Here is an 18,339-nt window from a genome sequence, read left to right as displayed (position 1 = left end):
AGCCTTAGCAGCAGTCTTGCGTCCTTTCTGTTGGCCGGCGCTGCCCCGTCTCCTCGCGCTCGGCATGCCGATGTCGGTCCTGTTGCTGGGGGTTGTCGCTCTGGAGCAGCTCGGTGTCTTCAGCGACTCCAAGCTCTTGAACTTTCTCGCCAAATGCACTTATGCGATCTACTTGACCCACTGGTTCGTGGCTATCGTATCCGAGAAGCTCGTTGCCGAAAGCGGAGATTCGGCGCGGCTCGCCTCGGTGCTGTTGTTCGTGACGCCCATGGCCGTCACCTGCGTTTCGGTGCTGGTTTATCTTTTTGCTGAAGTGCCGCTGACCCGATATCTCTCCGGCCGCTTCACAGACAGCTGAATGAGACGGAGAGGCTGGCGATGAGGTTGCACCTCCCCCTACGCCTTTGGTCGATTGTCATCCCCTAGCCTTTTAGACGGCATGACCTTCCAGCCGATTTGTTGGAGGATGGGCCCGGAAACCAAGTCTTTGTCCTCGATCGTGGCGTGGTGCCTGTGCTGGCCCACATCAGGTCGCTCCGATAACCGAGGCGACCAATCAGGTAAGGGGAGCCTGTGCTGATGCCCAGCATCAATGTAGTCATACCCTGCTACAACGCTGATCGGTTCCTCGCGCAATGTATACGCAGTGTGCTTTCGCAAGGCATCGACGATCTCCGGATTGTTGTTATCGATAACGCGTCAACAGACGACAGCGTGGAAGTGGCACGCCGACTTGCCGCCCAAGACAGCCGGGTTGAAGTCGTGTGCCACGCCAGGAATGTAGGGCCAATTGCGTCCTTCAACGAAGGCGTCGAGCTTGCGCGAGGAGACTACTTCATCCTTTTGTGCGCCGACGATCTCCTGACAGACGGCTCGCTCCAACGCGCCGTTGATGTCCTCGAAAGCAATCCTGGGGCTGCTTTCGCCATAGGGTCTGATCTCAGCATGATCGAGGGGAAGGATTTTGCCGAACCAAGTCAACCAGATGGATGGCGCGTAACGGCGGGTGCCCGGTTCATTGAAGACTGTTGTCGTCATCTGGGCCATCTGGGAGTGTCCCTGGCCTTGGGAGCGGTGCTGGTCAGGATGACTGCGCAAAAGGCGGTGGGTCACTACCGTGCGTCACTCGCGCACGCGCCCGATTTGGAGATGGTGCTTCGCCTCGCGCGGTTGGGTTCAATCGTGGAATTCGAGGGCGCGCTCGGTATCCGACGCGTGCATGCAGCACAAATAACGGTGGTCCACTTTTCGGACAAATTAACGCAATTGAAAGAACGAGAGGCGGTATTCGCCAGCTTCTTCTCGTGCGAAGGCGCTGCCATGCCGGCGGCATCGGGGCTTCGTCGCATGGCAATGCGCCGGGTTGCCGATGCCGCTTATTGGTCGGCAGTCTCTCATATTGTCCGAGGAAGGACCGCTTGTGGCGTCGAATTGCTTAGATATAGCTTTTCGCTGTCTCCGATATTGAGGCTGTTTCCGCCGCTGGGCCATCTTTATCGAACGAAGGGCGCCGTCAGACGGGCCTTGGCAGTGGTTTCCGGTCGGTCGGGCTCGTCCACCCGCCAAGTGGAGCATGCGGATACAGCATAGTGCTGATCAAATCCTGTCGAGTGCCACTTTAGAGAGGCGCCCGCCTCCCTACACCATTTGTGATGACAAGCTGCTATCAGCCACCTGGCCTGCCTTGCGGAGCCAAGACAGGAACGGGCCATAGCACACATCGCAGGAAAAGAGGCTGGCGAATACATGCGCGGTACCCTCGGATTTCTGACGCCGAAGTTCCGCATTGCTTAACAGCGCGATGACCGCCTGTGCAAAGTCTGCACCACCATTGGCCACGATCGCTCCCTCATCAAGTTGGTGGGGGTCACCTGCGTCCACACCTATCGAGGTCGTCACGAGGGGGCGGCCGTAAGACATGGCCTCGGCCACCTTTATCTTGACGCCGGCGCTGCCGGAAACGAGCGGGGCCACGACAAGCTGGGCGCGCCTATATTCGGGAGCGAGGTCCGGGAGCGCTCCCACACACTCCAGGCCGGCCGCCGGCGTAACCTCACATGTGAAGGCGGCGGTTCCGACGATGCGAACCCTTGCCGTGGGGCATGAGGTTCGAACAGTTGGCCAGACCTCCTTCAGGAACCACGACAGTGCGGCACGATTTGGCTCTGTGGCATTCCCGACGAAGAGAACGATGGGCTCATTGCTGTCGGGTTGCTTTTCGTGATTGTCGAAGCCCATGCCAAGAGAGATCACGCGTGTCACCCCGAGATGGTTGCGGGCGTAGGAGGCGTCATCCTTGCTGTTGAAACCGACACACTCTGCCGCCTTCAGCGAGTTTGACAATCTCTTTTCCTCGGTCCAATTCTTGTCCGGGCCGGGGGTTGCGCCGGCCTCCCAGCGCGCTGCCCCGTTGCGGTGCTGAAGATGGCCAACAAGTGAGAAAACCCTGTTACCGTTGCGGGAGAGGCCAGGGGCGAAATGCACGGCATCGTGGAACAGTATGACGGCGTCCGGCCGTCCAGCTTCGATACGGTCAAGCACCCACTGAGTCTCTCCCTCGGAAAAGTTCTGGTCCGTCGTTGGGGAAACAGGTGCGGTCTTCCGTCCAAGGAACGATCCGGCCAGATGCCCGGACCGAAGCAACTCCGTGGATAGAAATGTTCTCTGGCCCAATCTGATACTTCGACGAACCTGCCACGAAGAAAACTGCTCTATTTCATATACGCTCCTACAGACTGGACTCCTTCGGCCGCGCGCTATGTTGGATACATACCCGTGTACCTCGTGGCCGGACTTCAGGAGATATCGCCCGAACGCCTGGATATAGGCGCCGTCTCCGCCGAAGAACGCGTCGTACGGATAGCTATGGACGATTGCTATACTGGCCATTTGCCCTCCAAAAAGCTTCTCTCTCGGGCCTTCGCCGGTCGAAGTCGCGGGCTGCGTCAAGCGCCGGCCCGCGCCTCGCCTCGAAAGCCCAGCAGCACATCCTGAAACAGCTTGAGCTGCCCCAAGACGAACAGCAAGACGAATGCATAGATACTGATCAGAACCAGCCCGCCAGCCGCGAGCCGCAGAAGCGAAGGAACCTCCGGGCCGAGATAGCGCTGCACTGCCAGCGCACCCACCGAGGCCACGATGCCGGCCATCCATGGCCTCATGATCGTCCGCAACAGATCCCCGACTGAAACCGGCGTTCCGTGCAGGCTCCACACCAGGTGTGGATAGAGCCAGAGCACCAGCGCCGTCGAGTAGCTCAGTGCAACGCCCTCGGGGCCGAAGGAGATTCCTGCGCAGTAGGAAGTGATGACGAGAGGGGCGATGGCGAAAGCCAGATACAGGCTGCGCTTCTGCTTGCCGGTCGAGATGAGCAGCCAATATGTAGGGTTGATGATCCCGAACACCAAGATGGTAGGCGTGAGCAGCCGGAAGATGGTCGCCGCCCCCGTCCATTGCGAGCCCAGCACCACGGTGATGATCTCATGTGCGAACAGGAACGAGAACATTGTGATGGGAACCGTCACCGCGATGACGATCGAATATCCCTTGAGGTAGAAGTTCCGCAACCGCGCGGGATCATGCTGCATTCGTGACAACGCCGAGAACAGTACCGCACCGACGGCGCTGTTGATGGTCGCCGTAGGGATGCCAATCAGCTGGAAGGCCCGGGTATACAATCCGAGCGACGCAGCGCCCCAGAGCCGCCCGAGAAGGACTTTCTCCACATTGTAGCCAATATAGACAACGAGGTTGTTCAGCGTGACGATTCCACCGAAATGCAAGAGCGAGCGAATATTGGCGCCGCGTCGAGGCCATCCAGGAATCCACCCGGTGGCGATCCAGCAGCCCAGGCTGTTGATTGCCGGCGAGATAAGTGTCGGGGCGATCAGTGCCCAGTAGCCGTAGCCACGCAACGCGAGCAGCACACCGGACAGGATGCCCACGCACAGGGCACCCGTTTCGATCGCGCTGAGTGTGACATAACGCAAGTCGCGCTCGATCAGAGCGGCATGTTGCACGCCGGCCGCGTTAAGCAGGAAAGCTGGAGCGACCGCGATGGCGATCCTGAGTAGACGCGGCTCATGGTAGAAGGCTGATATCGTGTAGGCACTCGCGGCGCAGAGCAGCGCGAGAAAGACCCCTACCAGTATGTTGATCCAGAACAGTGCCGAAACCTGGTCAAACGAAATCTCATGCTTTTGGATGGTAGCGGAGGAAAGCCCGGCGGTGGTGAAGACGTCGAAAATGCCTGTGAGTGCCACCACCATCGCGACCAGGCCGAAATCGTCAGGGCTGAGCAGGCGTGCCAGGATGGCAATATAGCCCACCCTGAGAATCAGGTTCACCCCCTGGCTCACCATCCTGGCGACGCCACTTTGAATGGCTTCCCTTTTAAGGTTGCGGGGTTCGCCTTTGGCACTGAGGGCCTTGTGGGTCATGTATCACTGGCTGCATACGCGCTTGTTTCCGTTTGAGCTGCCGTAGCATGCCCCATGTGAGCGATTGCCTCGCCAGGCACCCGTTCCAGCCAAATTTCTCGCCACCAGGGATAGACGGCTCTTGGGCACTGCATCCGGCAATCGCTATACCTCGAATTGCACCAGACTTTCTCCAGGATGACCGCCGGTCCCCTGAGCCGGTTGAGAAGTCCGGTCTTTTCATTGACAAACGCTGTTACTCGCGACCGGACCCTGAAAGTATGGTCGCAATAGGGGACCATCTCAGCGTCGAAATACAGGCCACGGTTCTTATTATCCGTGTCTAGGGTCTTGAGGATTTCTTCATAGGACTTAACCCTGATCAGCTCCCCCGGTTGGAGATCAAGCTTGATGGTTGGAACCGGCTGGCCGGCAGGTATCGATCCCCGATATCGTGGGAATGAAACGCCACCGTAAATGTGCTGCACCTTGTCATACAGCCAGCTGACAATCACGGAGAGCCTCCCGAGATGCAGACGGCCCATGTAGTGATAGATACTGAATACTGCTGCATAGATGAATCCGACCAGGAGACGCTTTTTGCTGGCGTTTCCCGATGCATAATCTTCCACATACTGCCGGGCATCCCACCAAGAAAGTGGGGTGGTCGCATCCAGAAGTTCTGTGGCTTGGCATGAGTATCTCGGACCACCTGAAAGTGGCTGGCTCTTGGCGCGCGTACCAGCCAGCACGTCGCTTTCCGTGCAACCTTTTCCATTCGCCGCGTTGGTTCGCGGCGCGATTGCTTCGTCCGAGGACGCCACAGGCCTGAGCCATGCCTCTTTCCAGAAGACCAGGCACGCTGCCTGACAACCTCCAAACGCGTTGCCGTCGCACCTCAGGTTTTCAAGATGGATGCCTCCGGATAACTTGCGTCCGCCAGCAAAATTGATCGTGTCACATGTCTTGTGCGCGCGCTTGTAAACACGAAAGCGGTGACCACAATATTGAAACATCTGTGGCATGAAAGGAAGCTCCTCAAGTCGACCATTTCTGTCGAGCGTAAGAAGGATTTCTTCCTTGGACCGAATCTCTACCCAGTCGCCGACCCTCAGTGACATGCAGCACTCCCGTCCACAGCGCGCTCCGCAACCAATGTCATTTGCCTAGTGCCGTACCATAGCATCCCTGGAATCCGACAGCCGTCCCCGAATTAGCGGTAGCTACCTTCCACTTTTGACGGAGTGGAGCCATCGCTGTCACATCACTACGATCCTTCTCTCGGACCCGAACGGTCTCAAAGGCATTTGGGCGGGCTGGTAAGGGTTAGGTGCGGTCGGGTGGAGGCCAGTCCAAATAGGCTGTCCCATGACCACCGTCAAAAGGGGTAACGAGAGCCCGCGCTCAACCGTATGGGCAAATTGCGCGAAGTGTGTGCAGTCCCCACTATCCCGGATCTCGAAATCGGGCAGGGAGGCTTGTTGCCGTGTCGTTTCGTCTCGCAATCGTTGCAGCCTGCCTGCTGGCAACAGCCGCGCCTGCATCAGCCGATTTCCTCTGGGGCATCAATGGCCATCCAATAGTCTCCTATCCGGGCATTCCGGTGGAAAGGCAACTCGACTTCATCAAGGATCTCGGCCTGAAATCGTACCGCGTCAACGTTTCAGGCGTGGACAACGCGGATATGCTCTCCAACCTCGTCGACGCCGGGAAGGCGAGAGGGATCGAGATCCTGCCCGTCATCACGCCTGCGGTCGCCGATCTGGACAAGGATAGTCCGGAAGAGCTCTACGCGAGCACCCGGAAACTGGCGGTCACCCTTGCTACCAGGTTCAAGAACGACATCCGTGTTTGGGAACTCGGCAACGAGATGGAAAACTATGCCATCATCAAGCCCTGTGAGAAACGCGACGATGGTTCGCAATATCCATGTGCATGGGGACCTGCGGGCGGAACAGGACCGCTCGATTACTACGGCCCGCGATGGGTAAAGGTGAGCGCTGTCTTGAAGGGCCTGTCCGACGGCATGACAGAGGTCGATCCGAGCATAAGGAAGGCGATGGGCACCGCCGGTTGGGGCCACACCGGAGCGTTCGTGCGGATGAAGCAGGACGGGATCGCCTGGGATATTTCTGTGTGGCACATGTACGGCGATGACCCGGAATGGGCGTTCCGTGAAATCTCGAGATACGGCAAGCCGATCTGGGTCACCGAATTCAACAATCCTTATGGAAGTCAGCGCAGCGAGCGCCAGCAGGCTGACGGCATCAAGCAGACGATGACGCGGCTTAGCGAACTCAAGGACAAATATAAGGTGGAGGCCGCGCACATCTACGAACTGCTCGATGAGGCCTACTGGGCCCCCGGCTTCGAAGCCAATATGGGATTGGTGAGGCTCGTGGCTCTCTCAGATGGCAAATGGCGGACCGGCGAGCCTAAGCCTGCCTACAAAACGGTACGGGACTTCACCCGCGGCCCCCTGCCGATACCCAAGCCCCATCGGGACTGCGACCCCGAGGCCGCGGCTGCGGACCAGTCCCTACCGGCGCGGCAGGCAAGTTTCGTCTACTGCCTCATTCTTGGCCGCAAGGGCGACACGGCCAGCGTCAATCAGTGGTCGGCGGCACTTGAAGACGGAGCGACCAAACTCCCCGACATGATCATGGAAATGATGCGCTCGCACGAATTCGAAACCAGATATGCCACGATCGGCCTGACAGACCGCGCCTATGTCGGGTTTCTATATCTGTTGCTTCTGAACCGGTCCGCGGACGGCAACGGGCTTGAAACCTATACCTATCAACTGCGTCAAGGCTCAATGACGCGTGAGGCCGTGGCCTTCGGAATCGCCACGTCGGCGGAGTTCAACACCGGACACGCCGCGATGCGCGAAACATCCGCGGTCGCGGGGCCTGGGTGAAATCGAACCAACAAGCGCTAATTGAGTCTCGGATCGGGAATGCTGATGACGAGGCCGATGGAAGCATCAGCGACGGTGATCAGAAGAAAATCCTCCGAAAGGATTAGGCTCGGACCACCCGAAAGGTGCACTGGCGGCAAAGGCTTCGTCCAACAGGGCATCCTGATCGCCTATTGGCGTTCTCCCTCACTGTTTTCAGCCCAAGTAGCCTTCTGGCGATCACTATCGGCTTGAGAGGTGCGCGATGAAAGTCATGGTAACCGGCCATCAAGGCTATATCGGCTCGGTGATGGTGCCGATGCTGTTGCGTGCAGGGCACTCAGTGACGGGCTATGACAGCGATCTCTACCGGCGCTGCACCTTTACAGCAGGGGGCCAGCGGGCTTCAATTGCTTCAATCCAAAAAGACGTCAGGGACGTAGATGCGCGCGACCTCGAAGGGGTCGATGCCGTCATCCACCTGGCGGCTCTTTCCAATGATCCGCTGTCCGACCTTGATCCGGACATCACTTACGAAATCAACCACAAGGGCAGCGTCCGCTTCGCGAAGGCGGCCAAGGACGCCGGCGTGTCGCGCTTCCTGTTCGCCTCATCATGCAGCAATTACGGACAGGCCGGCGACGGGATGGTGGACGAAACGGGCGAACTGAAGCCGGTCACGCCCTACGGCTGGTCCAAGGTGCTTTCCGAACGGGACATTTCTGAACTGGCCGACAGCAGCTTCTCTCCCACCTATTTCCGTCCCGCCACGGCCTATGGCCTCTCTCCCCGGCTCCGCTTCGACATCGTGCTGAACAATCTCGTGGCCTGGGCGGTCACCAAGGGCGTCATCCTGCTGAAATCCGATGGAACGCCGTGGCGGCCGATCGTCCATATCGAGGACATTTCCAGGGCGTTCATTGCCGGGCTGGAAGCGCCCCGCGAGACCATTCACAACGAGGCCTTCAATGTGGGGCAGACGGGCCACAACTACAGGATCCGCGACATCGCCGAGATTGTCGCCGAGGTCGTGCCGGGCTGCCGGCTTGAGTTCGCGTCCGATGCCGGACCCGACAAGCGCTCCTATCGCGTTAACTTCGACAAGATCGCGCTTGCCCTTCCTGCCTTCAAGCCGCAATGGGATGCGCGCAAAGGGGCCGAGCAGCTCTATCATGCCTACCGAAAGTCGAATGTCACTCTCGACGAATTCGAGGGGCCGCGCTTCCAGCGTATCGGCCACATCCGGTATCTTTTGGCCAACGGACTTCTGGACGGTCGGATGCGGGTCGCCGAAGCCTCGAAAAGACTGGAGGTAGCGGCGGGATAAGCGGTGTGGAACAGGTGAATCCCGGCGGACTCGGCTCGCCGCCAGCGTCCGTCAGCCTCGGCCAGGAAATCTATGCCTTGGCCGAACGTCTGTTTCCGATCTGCAGGAGCATCACCGGAGATGGTGTGCGACAAACGCTGGACGTCTTGTCGGGGCACATCGATTTGGAACGGCATGAAGTGCCGACCGGGACACAGGTTTTCGATTGGACCATTCCCAAGGAATGGAACATCCGCTCGGCAAGCATCACAGGCCCGGACGGACAAACGGTCGTGGATTTCGCTGACTCCAACCTGCACATCGTCAACTACAGCGTACCCTTCAAGGGGATACTGCCGCTCGAAGAATTGAGGCCGCATATCCATACGCTGCCGGAACAACCGAAGGTGATTCCCTACCGCACTTCCTATTACACCCCGACATGGGGCTTCTGCGCAGCCCATGACCGTGTGGCCAACATGCCCGACGGTCTCTATCGGGTGGAGATCGATGCCGAATTCAAAGACGGCAGCCTCGCCTACGGAGAATACCTGCACCGCGGGCAAACAGAACGGGAATTCCTGCTTTCGGCGCACATTTGCCATCCCTCACTCGCCAACGACAACTGTTCGGGCCTGGCCCTGCTGGCAGCGCTCGCAAGAAGCCTGAAGGCAAGGGAAACACGATACAGCTATCGCTTCCTGTTCGCCCCGGGCACCATCGGCGCGCTCGCGTGGCTGTCGCGCAACGAGGACCGGACATGTCTCATCGACCATGGTCTGGTGCTGTCATGCGTTGGTGACGCAGGAAGCCCGGCATACAAGCGCAGCCGCCGCGGTGACGCGCTCGTCGATCGCGCCATGGCACACGTGCTCGGGCGTCTAGCTGGGGCAAAGATGCTGGATTTCTCCCCTTACGGTTATGACGAGAGGCAATATTGCTCGCCGGGCTTCGATCTTCCGGTCGGCATGTTCCAGCGGAGCGTCCACGGCACATTCCCCGAATACCACACGTCGGCCGACAATCTTGACTTCATCAGGCCGGAGCATCTCGAGGATTCCTTCCGCATCCTGACGGACGTAATCGACATCATCGAAGAGGACTGGACGCCGTTGAACCTCTTGCCTAAAGGCGAACCGCAACTCGGCAAGCGCGGCCTCTATGCAGCCCTGGGAGGGCAGAAGTCGTCGGGCGCAACGTCGATGTCGCTGCTTTGGGTGCTAAACCTTGCCGACGGGCAGCATTCGCTTCTGAGCATGGCGGAGCGTTCGAACCTGCCGTTCAAGGAACTCGCCGCCGCCGCCAGACTGTTATTGGGACATGGTCTTTTGGCAGCAGCCTCATGAGGCCGAGGCGCCGGTTCGCCGTCTGACAAGGGGCCAGGACTTGTCCCTTTCCGACATTGCTGTCGGCATCAATGGCCAGCGGATCGAAAAGGCCGGGTCATTGTAGAGGACGCCCGTCGACGCGTGGGGCGCATAGAACTGCGATATGAGATAAGAGACCTCGGTGCCGTCCGTAAGGGTCTGCAGGCCGTGCGCGAATCCGGCGGGGATATAGACCTGCTTCATGTTCTCGGATGTCAGCTCGAAGCCAAGCCACTTGTAGCGTGTCGGTGAATTCGGGCGCAGGTCCACGACGACATCAAAAATAGCGCCGCGGACACAGGAGACCAGCTTGACCTCGGCGTAAGGCTCCTCTTGGTAGTGTAGCCCCCTGAGAGTTCCCTTTTGGACCGAACAGGACCGGCTGTGCTGGACAAATCGGGTCGCCAGACCGCAATCCGCCATCTCCTTTTCGCAGAAAAGACGGGTGAAAAAACCACGGTCGTCAACCATCAGTGTAGGCTCGATCAGCCAGACACCTTGAAGCTCCGTTTCGGTAAACAGCATGCACTTGGATCCCCCGTGCCGAGCAAGACCGGCGCGGCAATTGTCAGCGTCGCCAGCCGACGCTGGAAGGGCTACCTAAGCCTTAGGTGGCCTCTTCGATAGCGGTATATCCGGATGACGGCTTTACCCGTTCGGCGGGCCTCGCGCCGGCATTGCCGCCGCCCGCTCGCTATTAGGATTAAGGCACCCGACGGATTGGCAAATCGAACCAGGGGGGGCTGTATCCTAACCTGTGGCCATCTGCCTGCGGAGGCGCGGCAGGCATCGGTTCTGCGTAGCGCACCGCGTCTCCGTTTTCTAACCAGCAGACAGGAGCAGGGGGAATGAACATTCAGGCAGTCGAAATCGTCCGCGATCATAGTGCGGCAAGCCGGAATGTCGGCTGCAGGCTCTGCGGGTCGCGCCTGCGCCACACCCTGGTCGATCTTGGCATGTCGCCGCCGTGCGAGAGGTTCCTGCAGCCCGACCAGCTCGACCAGATGGAACCTTACTACCCGCTCAACGTGCTTGTCTGCGACACGTGCTATCTGGTGCAGCTCAAGGAGTATATGAGCCCAGAGACCATCTTCAGCGAATACGCCTACTTCTCTTCGTTCTCGACCAGCTGGGTGGCTCATTCGAAACTTTATTGCGAGACGATCACACGACGCCTTGGGCTTGGCCCTGACAGCCTTGCGGTGGAACTCGCAAGTAATGACGGTTACTTGCTGCAGCATTTTCTGCCACTCGGCGTTCCTGTGTTGGGCGTCGAGCCGGCAGCCAATGTCGCGCGCGCCGCGATCGAGAAGGGGGTGGCCACCTGGGTCGACTTCTTCGGCGTCCGGCTGGCAAATCAAATGGTGGGCGAAGGACTTCGCGCGGACCTCATCATTGGCAACAACGTCCTGGCGCAGGTGCCAGACCTCAACGACTTCGTCGCCGGGGTGGCGATCCTGCTCAAACCGGAGGGCATGGTCACTCTCGAATTCCCACACATCGAGCGGCTGATGGCGGAGAACCAGTTCGACACCATCTACCACGAGCATTTTTCGTATTTCTCACTGTTGACGGTCGACCTGATGGCGGCCCGTCACGGGCTGCGGCTGATCGATGTCGAGGAACTTCCCACCCACGGTGGGTCGCTGCGGGTCTATCTCTGCCACGAAGGCAGTGCCTGGCCGAGGAAGGACAGCATCGCCCAATTGCTCGAGCGCGAAACCAGGCATGGGCTTGGAGAGATGTCGACCTACGCCTCTTTCGGCTACAAGGCGCAGCGCGCGAAGCGTGATCTCTTGGCATTCCTGATTTCGGCCAAGGAAGAGGGCAAGACGATTTGCGGTTACGGCGCGCCTGGCAAGGGAAACACGCTGCTGAACTACTGCGCCATCGGCACCGACTTCCTGGATTTCACAGTGGACCGCAACCCGTACAAGCACGGGCGTTATACACCTGGAATGCACATCCCGATCAAGCCCGTCGACGAAATCGACGAGGCTAAGCCAGACTACATCCTCATCCTTCCGTGGAATCTGAAGGACGAGATCATTCAGCAGATGCGCCATGTCGCCGCTTGGAACGCGAAATTCGTAGTGCCGATTCCTTTCGTGACCGTAATCGATCCGTCGGAGTACGAGAAATGAAAGTCATTCTTTTCTGTGGCGGTCGCGGGACCCGCATTCGCGACTATTCCGAAAGCATCCCAAAGCCGATGATACCGCTCGGCCACCAGCCGATCCTGCGCCATGTCATGCAATGGTACAGTGACTATGGGCATGACGAGTTCGTGTTGTGTCTGGGCTACAAGGCCAACGTGATCAAAGACTTTTTCTTGAACACCCGGCCGCAAACGTTTTCCGATTGCGTGGTTACGCGAGGAGGCCAGGACGTCAAGCTCCTCGGCGACACAATCAAGGACTGGAGCATCACTCTGCTCGATACCGGTATTTGGCGCAGCATTGGAGAGCGCCTGTGGGCTGCGCAGGATCACGTCAGGAACGAGAAGATGTTCCTGGCCAACTATTCCGACGGCCTGACCGATGTCGACTTGGACGACATGATCAGAAAATTCGAGGCCAGCGGCAAGATCGGCTGCTTTCTGGCAGTGCACGCGCCGCTGACTTACCATTTGGCCGACATCGCGGAAGATGGCCGCGTGCGCGAGTTTCGTGCGGCCGAGACATCGGAGATCTGGATCAATGGCGGCTACTTTATATTCCGTCCGGAAATTTTCAACTACATGCGCGACGGCGAGGAACTCGTTGTCGAGCCGTTCAAGCGTCTGATCGATGACAACATGCTGATGGCGTACAAGCACGAGGGTTTCTGGCGTTCAATGGACACGCTGCGCGATTGGCAATCACTCGAAGACATGGTCGAAAAGGGCGACATGCCCTGGAGTATGATAGCCACCGCCGAGAAGAATAGGCGTAGTATGGGGTTGGCCGCATCATGAAGGGGCTTGGTCTCGCGCGTGGCGGCGAGGAACTCTCGATTCTGTGCGTCGGGGCCCATTCCGACGACATTGAGATCGGCGCGGGAGGCACAATCCTCAGTCTGATCGCGTCGGAGGTCAAACTTCACGTCCACTGGTGCGTCTTAAGCGCCGGCGGCCAGCGGTCGGCCGAAGCCAGGGCTTCGGCCGAAGCCTTCCTCGAAGGATCCCATTCGTCCACGATCGACGTTGCGGATTTTGAAGACGGCTATTTCCCAGTTCACAGCCGATCGATAAAGCATTGGCTGATGGACGTAAGATCAAGGGTTCATCCCGACGTGATATTAACCCATGCCAGGTTCGACGCCCATCAGGACCATAGGGAGGTCAACCAACTGACCTGGAACGTTTTCCGCGATCACCTTGTGCTCGAATACGAGATTCCGAAATGGGACGGCGATCTTTGCCAACCCAATGCGTATGTGCCGATTGCAGCCCACGTGCTGGAACGCAAGATCCAACTCCTTCACGAGCACTTCGGGACACAGCGCTCAAAGGACTGGTTCGATCGGGAGACATTCGCCGGGCTTGCGCGGTTGCGTGGAATGGAATGCCGGGCACCCGAGCACTTTGCGGAGGCCTTCACGCTTAGGAAGGTCAAAATATTGTAGCGATAGCCCTCCGGGGTCGCTGTCGCAAGGATTGGTCCCCCAGGACGGCACGACCAGTTCCACGAGAGAGCAGTAACCTGGTCCTCGCCATTGACGAAGTGTCACTTCCGGCTGGTTGCTGGACAGTGAGGCAGGAGTGCTTTGGACGCCTCGCAATGGTTAGTCTTTAGGAACAGGACATATGGGAGCTGGCTATATGCGGGGCGTCCACCACGGGTGTCCAGCGGGACGGAGGTCCCTCAATTGTGCAGCAATCATCCCCCAGATCAGACGCTACGCGAGAGCAAAACGGCCCGCACGATTTAACCAAAGTTAGCGTCTCATTTGCTTCGTCACTCCACAGCCAGAGATCCTTCGGCGAAGAGATCGTTGACCTTGTAAGCGACTTCCGTCCGGTTGGTCGCCTTAAGCTTTTTCATGATGTTGCGGATGTGCACCTTCACGGTGCTTTCTCTCAGGTTCAGCTCATAGGCGATGATCTTGTTCGCCTTGCCGCGTCGGAGCGCCTGGGCGACCTCAGCCTGTCTGAGCGTGAACATGCCTGTCAAAGGTGTTTCAAGGCTGCCTGAATCTATCAGGTGCCGCATGGACAGGACACTACTTGCAGGAACGAAAATGCCTCCTGCCACCGCAAGATTGATCGCCTCGACACAGACGTCGATCCCGACAGAGGTCGGAATGTAGCCACGTGCGCCACATTCGAGAGCCGCCAGTATCTGTGCAAGGTCTTCTGTGTCGGCCAAGATCACCACAGGCACCGACCTGAACTCGGACGAAATGCGCCTGATCTGATCCGCTATGCCATGGTCGGTGACTTTCCGGCCGCCCAGGTTGAAAAGAATGGCTGCAAGGATCATCCCCTCTTTCACGCGCCATTCGTCTATCGAACCCTTGGCCTCGACGGCCATGCCGAGTTCGTGGTCTTCCAAGGCCGATGCCAGACATTCGCGATCTAGCGCCCTTCCGTCCAAGATGAGGAGGCATTCTCTGCCTACTTGTTCATGGACCGTTGCTTTTCCGCCGGACGGAATTCCTGCCGGCTCTACCGAAGTGTATTTATGCAGTTCTACTGTGGAACTCATACTCTAACCCACCCTTTTCCCAACAAAATTCGCCCTGAGGCGGCAATTAGCCCCTCACTCGCCAGTTTCTTCAGAAAGTATAGTAATGCCCACCCGTTCTGAGAGCCTGGCTGGAATTGTCCAACCTGGTGCACCCGCTGTTCCTCATTCCCAGCCAGAACAGCGTGAGTAGCTTATGGGCTATTCACAAGCGGGCGCTAACATAAGTTAATTTTCGGTAAATTTTTGAGCCACGAAATCCCGACGCCTACCGGGAAACGCGAAGCCAGGGCGGCCGCGCCGCGCTTGTGCCGACACAGATACGCGTTGCGAAGGCTCGGGCTGAGGTGGCCACCTGAGGACCATCCTCCGTCAGCAAACACATATCCAGAACGGATCCGGCATTCTGGATCTCGGCTTCCAGCGCGTCGATCAGTCTTTCGACAGCTTTGCTGGCAATATGGCTGTCAGGGTACTTGGCTTTCACAGTGGCGCACTCGTAGATTTCCTTGAATTGCCTGACCCTGCTTGGGTCCGAACATGCGATATACATCGTGGGTGTCATATCGCCTCTCCTCCTTATGGTGGATTCTAGACAACCCGCCCGTTGCCAGCCTTCGGTCCGTCACGCGCATTTCTTAGTGCCGACATAGATGCGGCCATTCAGCCCAGGATCGCATTTTGCGCCGGCCACTGCCTTCACCATCAAGGGCAAGGGCGATGGAGACGAGCGCGTCCGCTACCTCCCTTCGCGGGTGAAGGCTACCCCCTTTGACTCTCTTGCGGGGGATACTCACCTGCCGAAAGATTGGCCATCGGACAGCTTGCTGTATCCGCTCACCGGGAACTCGATCGGCATGCAGGTGTCTTTGCCGGGACTGCTAGTATGCGCGGCTATTTTGCTTGTTGCGTACTATTCAAGGGGAATGCTGATCATTGGCTTGATCGCTTCCCAGGCTTTCGGTGCGACGGCCGTGATGACCCTGAGCTTTCTGGGTGGCTCATCCCCCTTGATCTACACCTTATTCGCGGGCCTGCTCGTCACGGCCGTCGCCGCGAGACGGCGTATCTGGTTTGATCTTGGATTCGTGTTCGGAAGCATCGGGTCGATCTGGGTCCTTACAAGCCTTATGCTTTACGCAATCATCGGATCATGGCTGTTTCCGAGGTTCTTTGCGGGACAGACGACCGTATTCGTGCAGTCCAAGAACCGTGGAACAGTCGTAGAAGATTCATTGGCGCCCGTTTCAGCCAACATTTCGCAGACGGGCTACTTTATTCTTGGTGGCCTCGCCGCGATAGCACTTTGCGCCCTGCTGCTGCACTCCAACCGGATCGATCAAATCAGGCGCGGCTTCTTTTTGTGGTGCGGCCTGCACGCGGGAATGGGGCTGATCGATTTCATTGGCAAGACCGCGGGGGCGGGAGACTTTCTGGCCCCGATCAGAACCGCCAACTACGCGATTATATCGAACGCGGTCGAGGCAGGCTTTGTGCGGATCACCGGGCCTTTTTCGGAGGCCTCTTCGTTCGCCAGCGTTTCTCTCGCCTGCCTGGCATTCTGCTACAGCTACTGGAGAAAGACCAAATCACCGCTTGCGAAATGGCTGGCCGGAATCCTGCTCTTCTTGTCCATTCTGTCGACTTCATCGACGGCTTACGTCGGGCTGACACTGCTATGCATCCCCGTTGCGTTGTCCATGCTACAGTCGGTCATCAGGGGAAAAGTTGCGCGCGAAGAGATACTGATAATAGCTCTCATGGTGGTGGGCGGGACCGCCGTACTGGGCATTAGTCTTTACAAAGCCGAGGCGTTGGACCCGTTCGTCAGACTGATCAACAGCACCATCATTAACAAAGCGGATTCCGGGTCAGGCCATGAGCGCACTTATTGGAATGTAAAGAGCCTGCAGTCGTTTCTCGATACGAGCGGACTGGGCGTTGGTTTCGGCAGTTCAAGGGCATCGAGTTGGCCGATCGCTGTCCTGTCGCAGTTGGGTCTGTTTGGATCGCTGATGATAGTGGCCCTGCTCTATGTCGTGACCAGAGGCCTGGGCGCGGTTCGGGAACGGGTGGATGCAGAGACAGATGCAATCGTGACGAGCGTCAGGAATGCTGCCCTTGCAAGCATAATTGCAATGTCGGTGTCGGGTGGCAGCGCTGATCCAGGCATCCTCTTCTTCATCGCACTTGCAGTTGTTTGCGCCACGAGAGCCCGTGCTCGGCGCGGCGTAGCCGCCTTGGAACGAAGCGTTCCGGCGCCGGGCCACGCCACCGTCAACGTCCTGTAATCCAGTTCCGCCGAATTGGCTTCGCGGTGGCAAAGGTTCCTGGCGATGTGCCAGGCCCCCGTCCTGTGCAATATCGGCAGCGAAGTCGAATAAGGGACGGTCGTCGCGATCGAGCGTGCGACAGTACCGCGGCGGTCGCTTGCGAACGAGTAGAAGGGCTGCCGGCAATGTGCATTCGAAGCTTGCGTGGCTGTATCGAGGAGGTGCAGCAGCATCGTGCGGCCTTCTCCGCTTACGTGGTCTCGGGGTATAAAAGTGATCAGAAGCCGCTGCCGTAAGTCAAGTGCGGCCAGGACAGCTGCACAAAGCTTGCTGCATCCCGACGGAGCCAACTAGGTCCAGGGCTATCGGGAATTTGTCAAAAGACTTTTATGCTGCAATCGATATTTGCTTCCATAACGGGCCGACGACTTTCGTCAGAAACAGTCACCGAAAGGTTGCTTTGTAACCCGCCCTGAACTTCGTCCTGTGCCATGGCGACCAGCATTTTAACCGCGTCTACCCGGGCCTCGAGCGCACCAACGTAGTGGGTGCCCTCTGTATCGGGAGAATGGGATTTGCCGTCCCGGATATCGAAAAAAAACAGCGGCATTTTTGCGCCCGTGCTTAAAGCTGTGCGTTCGTCAGAGCAGAAGACTTGCTTCTTGCTCACGGCTGCTTAAGGCATTCCCCTGGGGGATTCTAGCAACCGCAGATGGTCAATGGGACGCGACTGTGGAGAACTCGAATGGCGGCGATCACAAAATATTACAAGGTTTATTAACGCCAGGAAACGCTCCTTATGGGTGGTCCTGGGAGTCGCAATCCAGCCTACGTTGGAACGCGGCACGGTCGTCGATCAGATCGCGGCATCACGACATTCAGCGGTATTATCGGATCTTTGCGGGCATCAGGGCTTGCAGGGCACCGCGGAAATAGCCCGACAACGATGCTCGCCGGCTTTCCATGTCGTGAAAGGGATCAACCAAACTGATAGATAGGCCGGAAGAACGGTTCCGGTAAGCTACCGCCTCGACAACCGCATTTGTGTCGTTCGGAGTGTCCTGTCTTGTCGCTGAATTTCGTTGACGAAGCCCGGCCCAACACGTTCGAGTTTGAAACCTCGGCGCTGATAAAGGCGTCCGGGTTTAGGGAATATGATGCGCGCTGGTGGTTTGGCCAGGTCGCGCCCGAACTTAACCTGATCGGCGTCCAGGCGCTCGGAATGGGGCTTGGCACGCTGATCCGCCGTGTCGGTGCCGGTCCCGATATCGTCACCGGGCATGATTTCCGCTCCTATTCGCTTGGCATCAAGCTGGCGCTGGTGTCCGGTTTGATGGCTGCAGGCGCTCGGGTGAGGGACATCGGACTGGCGTTGTCGCCGATGGCCTATTTCGCCCAGTTCGCACTGG

15 protein-coding genes and 1 pseudogene are annotated in these 18,339 nt (G+C 58.3%); 10 read left to right on the top strand and 6 right to left on the bottom strand.

Features of this window, described 5'->3' with window-relative positions; all coding sequences use genetic code 11:
- Together EOC83_RS31770 and EOC83_RS31765 are read left to right on the top strand one after the other, a co-directional pair.
- A partial coding sequence (locus EOC83_RS31770; RefSeq protein ID WP_206516565.1) for a hypothetical protein occupies window positions 1–358 on the top strand: 358 nt, incomplete at its 5' end.
- Window positions 359–579: 221 nt separating this feature from the next.
- On the top strand, window positions 580–1,590 hold the full coding sequence (locus tag EOC83_RS31765; RefSeq protein ID WP_024505411.1) for a glycosyltransferase family A protein: 1,011 nt from the start codon (window positions 580–582) through the stop codon (window positions 1,588–1,590).
- Window positions 1,591–1,638: 48 nt separating this feature from the next.
- Here the strand turns inward: EOC83_RS31765 and EOC83_RS31760 are convergent, their stop codons facing one another.
- Genes EOC83_RS31760 through EOC83_RS31750 form a run of 3 tightly spaced genes read right to left on the bottom strand, consistent with a single transcriptional unit; the run spans window position 1,639 to window position 5,539 of the window.
- Window positions 1,639–2,889 (bottom strand): glycosyltransferase family 4 protein, encoded by a 1,251-nt coding sequence (locus EOC83_RS31760; protein ID WP_063170848.1) that lies wholly within the window; start codon window positions 2,887–2,889, stop codon window positions 1,639–1,641.
- A 56-nt stretch (window positions 2,890–2,945) separates the two neighbouring features.
- Window positions 2,946–4,439, bottom strand: a complete 1,494-nt coding sequence (locus EOC83_RS31755; RefSeq protein ID WP_024505409.1) for a lipopolysaccharide biosynthesis protein — start codon at window positions 4,437–4,439, stop codon at window positions 2,946–2,948.
- On the bottom strand, window positions 4,436–5,539 hold the full coding sequence (locus tag EOC83_RS31750) for a hypothetical protein (protein WP_024505408.1): 1,104 nt from the start codon (window positions 5,537–5,539) through the stop codon (window positions 4,436–4,438). The genes EOC83_RS31755 and EOC83_RS31750 overlap by 4 nt, the downstream gene beginning before the upstream one ends.
- Window positions 5,540–5,904: 365 nt before the next feature.
- Between EOC83_RS31750 and EOC83_RS31745 the strand changes: the two genes are divergently transcribed.
- The 3 genes from EOC83_RS31745 to EOC83_RS31735 all read left to right on the top strand — a co-directional run bounded on the left by EOC83_RS31745 (window position 5,905) and on the right by EOC83_RS31735 (window position 9,969).
- A complete protein-coding gene (locus EOC83_RS31745; RefSeq protein ID WP_024505407.1) occupies window positions 5,905–7,338 on the top strand; it encodes a DUF4214 domain-containing protein in 1,434 nt (477 codons plus the stop codon).
- Window positions 7,339–7,582: 244 nt separating this feature from the next.
- Window positions 7,583–8,644, top strand: coding sequence for an NAD(P)-dependent oxidoreductase (locus EOC83_RS31740; RefSeq protein ID WP_063170847.1), 1,062 nt, complete (start codon window positions 7,583–7,585; stop codon window positions 8,642–8,644).
- A 14-nt stretch (window positions 8,645–8,658) separates the two neighbouring features.
- Window positions 8,659–9,969, top strand: coding sequence for a DUF4910 domain-containing protein (locus tag EOC83_RS31735; protein WP_063170900.1), 1,311 nt, complete (start codon window positions 8,659–8,661; stop codon window positions 9,967–9,969).
- On the opposite strand, the gene rfbC is transcribed toward EOC83_RS31735, so the two are convergent.
- Window positions 9,964–10,515, bottom strand: coding sequence for a dTDP-4-dehydrorhamnose 3,5-epimerase (gene rfbC, locus EOC83_RS31730; protein WP_024505404.1), 552 nt, complete (start codon window positions 10,513–10,515; stop codon window positions 9,964–9,966). The two genes, EOC83_RS31735 and rfbC, sit on opposite strands and share 6 nt — an antisense overlap.
- 323 nt (window positions 10,516–10,838) lie before the next feature.
- Here rfbC and EOC83_RS31725 point away from each other — a divergent pair, with 323 nt between their 5' ends.
- The 3 genes from EOC83_RS31725 to EOC83_RS31715 are packed head-to-tail and all read left to right on the top strand — an operon-like array spanning window position 10,839 to window position 13,596.
- The gene (locus tag EOC83_RS31725) at window positions 10,839–12,134 is read left to right on the top strand and encodes a class I SAM-dependent methyltransferase (protein ID WP_063170846.1); all 1,296 of its coding nucleotides are present in this window, start codon (window positions 10,839–10,841) and stop codon (window positions 12,132–12,134) included.
- The gene (locus tag EOC83_RS31720) at window positions 12,131–12,946 is read left to right on the top strand and encodes a sugar phosphate nucleotidyltransferase (protein ID WP_063170845.1); all 816 of its coding nucleotides are present in this window, start codon (window positions 12,131–12,133) and stop codon (window positions 12,944–12,946) included. The genes EOC83_RS31725 and EOC83_RS31720 overlap by 4 nt, the downstream gene beginning before the upstream one ends.
- Complete coding sequence (locus EOC83_RS31715) at window positions 12,943–13,596, top strand: PIG-L deacetylase family protein (protein ID WP_063170844.1); 654 nt, start codon at window positions 12,943–12,945, stop codon at window positions 13,594–13,596. The genes EOC83_RS31720 and EOC83_RS31715 overlap by 4 nt, the downstream gene beginning before the upstream one ends.
- 332 nt (window positions 13,597–13,928) lie before the next feature.
- On the opposite strand, the gene EOC83_RS31710 is transcribed toward EOC83_RS31715, so the two are convergent.
- A complete protein-coding gene (locus EOC83_RS31710) occupies window positions 13,929–14,627 on the bottom strand; it encodes a response regulator transcription factor (protein ID WP_244507031.1) in 699 nt (232 codons plus the stop codon).
- A gap of 683 nt (window positions 14,628–15,310) precedes the next feature.
- Between EOC83_RS31710 and EOC83_RS31705 the strand changes: the two genes are divergently transcribed.
- Window positions 15,311–16,948: a hypothetical protein gene (locus EOC83_RS31705; RefSeq protein WP_244507007.1), complete on the top strand. Its 1,638-nt coding sequence runs from the start codon at window positions 15,311–15,313 to the stop codon at window positions 16,946–16,948.
- Window positions 16,949–17,306: 358 nt separating this feature from the next.
- Here EOC83_RS31705 and EOC83_RS31700 read toward each other — a convergent pair whose 3' ends face one another.
- Complete coding sequence (locus EOC83_RS31700; protein ID WP_127218776.1) at window positions 17,307–17,600, bottom strand: hypothetical protein; 294 nt, start codon at window positions 17,598–17,600, stop codon at window positions 17,307–17,309.
- A 396-nt stretch (window positions 17,601–17,996) separates the two neighbouring features.
- Here EOC83_RS31700 and EOC83_RS31695 point away from each other — a divergent pair.
- Window positions 17,997–18,339 (top strand): annotated as a pseudogene (locus EOC83_RS31695) (phosphomannomutase/phosphoglucomutase); the annotation flags it as partial.

Origin of the sequence: Mesorhizobium sp. Primo-A (assembly GCF_003997175.1) — a bacterium.
In the GTDB taxonomy this organism is placed as follows: domain Bacteria; phylum Pseudomonadota; class Alphaproteobacteria; order Rhizobiales; family Rhizobiaceae; genus Mesorhizobium; species Mesorhizobium ciceri.
This window is presented reverse-complemented; position numbering and strand designations above follow the sequence as displayed.

What these genes read in the sequence shown, in the direction of transcription:
- EOC83_RS31705 (WP_244507007.1), top strand. Translation starts at nt 15,311, where the DNA reads ATGCGGCCATTCAGCCCAGGATCGCATTTTGCGCCGGCCACTGCCTTC.
- EOC83_RS31720 (WP_063170845.1), top strand. Translation starts at nt 12,131, where the DNA reads ATGAAAGTCATTCTTTTCTGTGGCGGTCGCGGGACCCGCATTCGCGAC.
- EOC83_RS31740 (WP_063170847.1), top strand. Translation starts at nt 7,583, where the DNA reads ATGAAAGTCATGGTAACCGGCCATCAAGGCTATATCGGCTCGGTGATG.
- EOC83_RS31755 (WP_024505409.1), bottom strand. Translation starts at nt 4,439, where the DNA reads ATGACCCACAAGGCCCTCAGTGCCAAAGGCGAACCCCGCAACCTTAAA.
- EOC83_RS31760 (WP_063170848.1), bottom strand. Translation starts at nt 2,889, where the DNA reads ATGGCCAGTATAGCAATCGTCCATAGCTATCCGTACGACGCGTTCTTC.
- EOC83_RS31725 (WP_063170846.1), top strand. Translation starts at nt 10,839, where the DNA reads ATGAACATTCAGGCAGTCGAAATCGTCCGCGATCATAGTGCGGCAAGC.
- rfbC (WP_024505404.1), bottom strand. Translation starts at nt 10,515, where the DNA reads ATGCTGTTTACCGAAACGGAGCTTCAAGGTGTCTGGCTGATCGAGCCT.
- EOC83_RS31750 (WP_024505408.1), bottom strand. Translation starts at nt 5,539, where the DNA reads ATGTCACTGAGGGTCGGCGACTGGGTAGAGATTCGGTCCAAGGAAGAA.
- EOC83_RS31765 (WP_024505411.1), top strand. Translation starts at nt 580, where the DNA reads ATGCCCAGCATCAATGTAGTCATACCCTGCTACAACGCTGATCGGTTC.
- EOC83_RS31715 (WP_063170844.1), top strand. Translation starts at nt 12,943, where the DNA reads ATGAAGGGGCTTGGTCTCGCGCGTGGCGGCGAGGAACTCTCGATTCTG.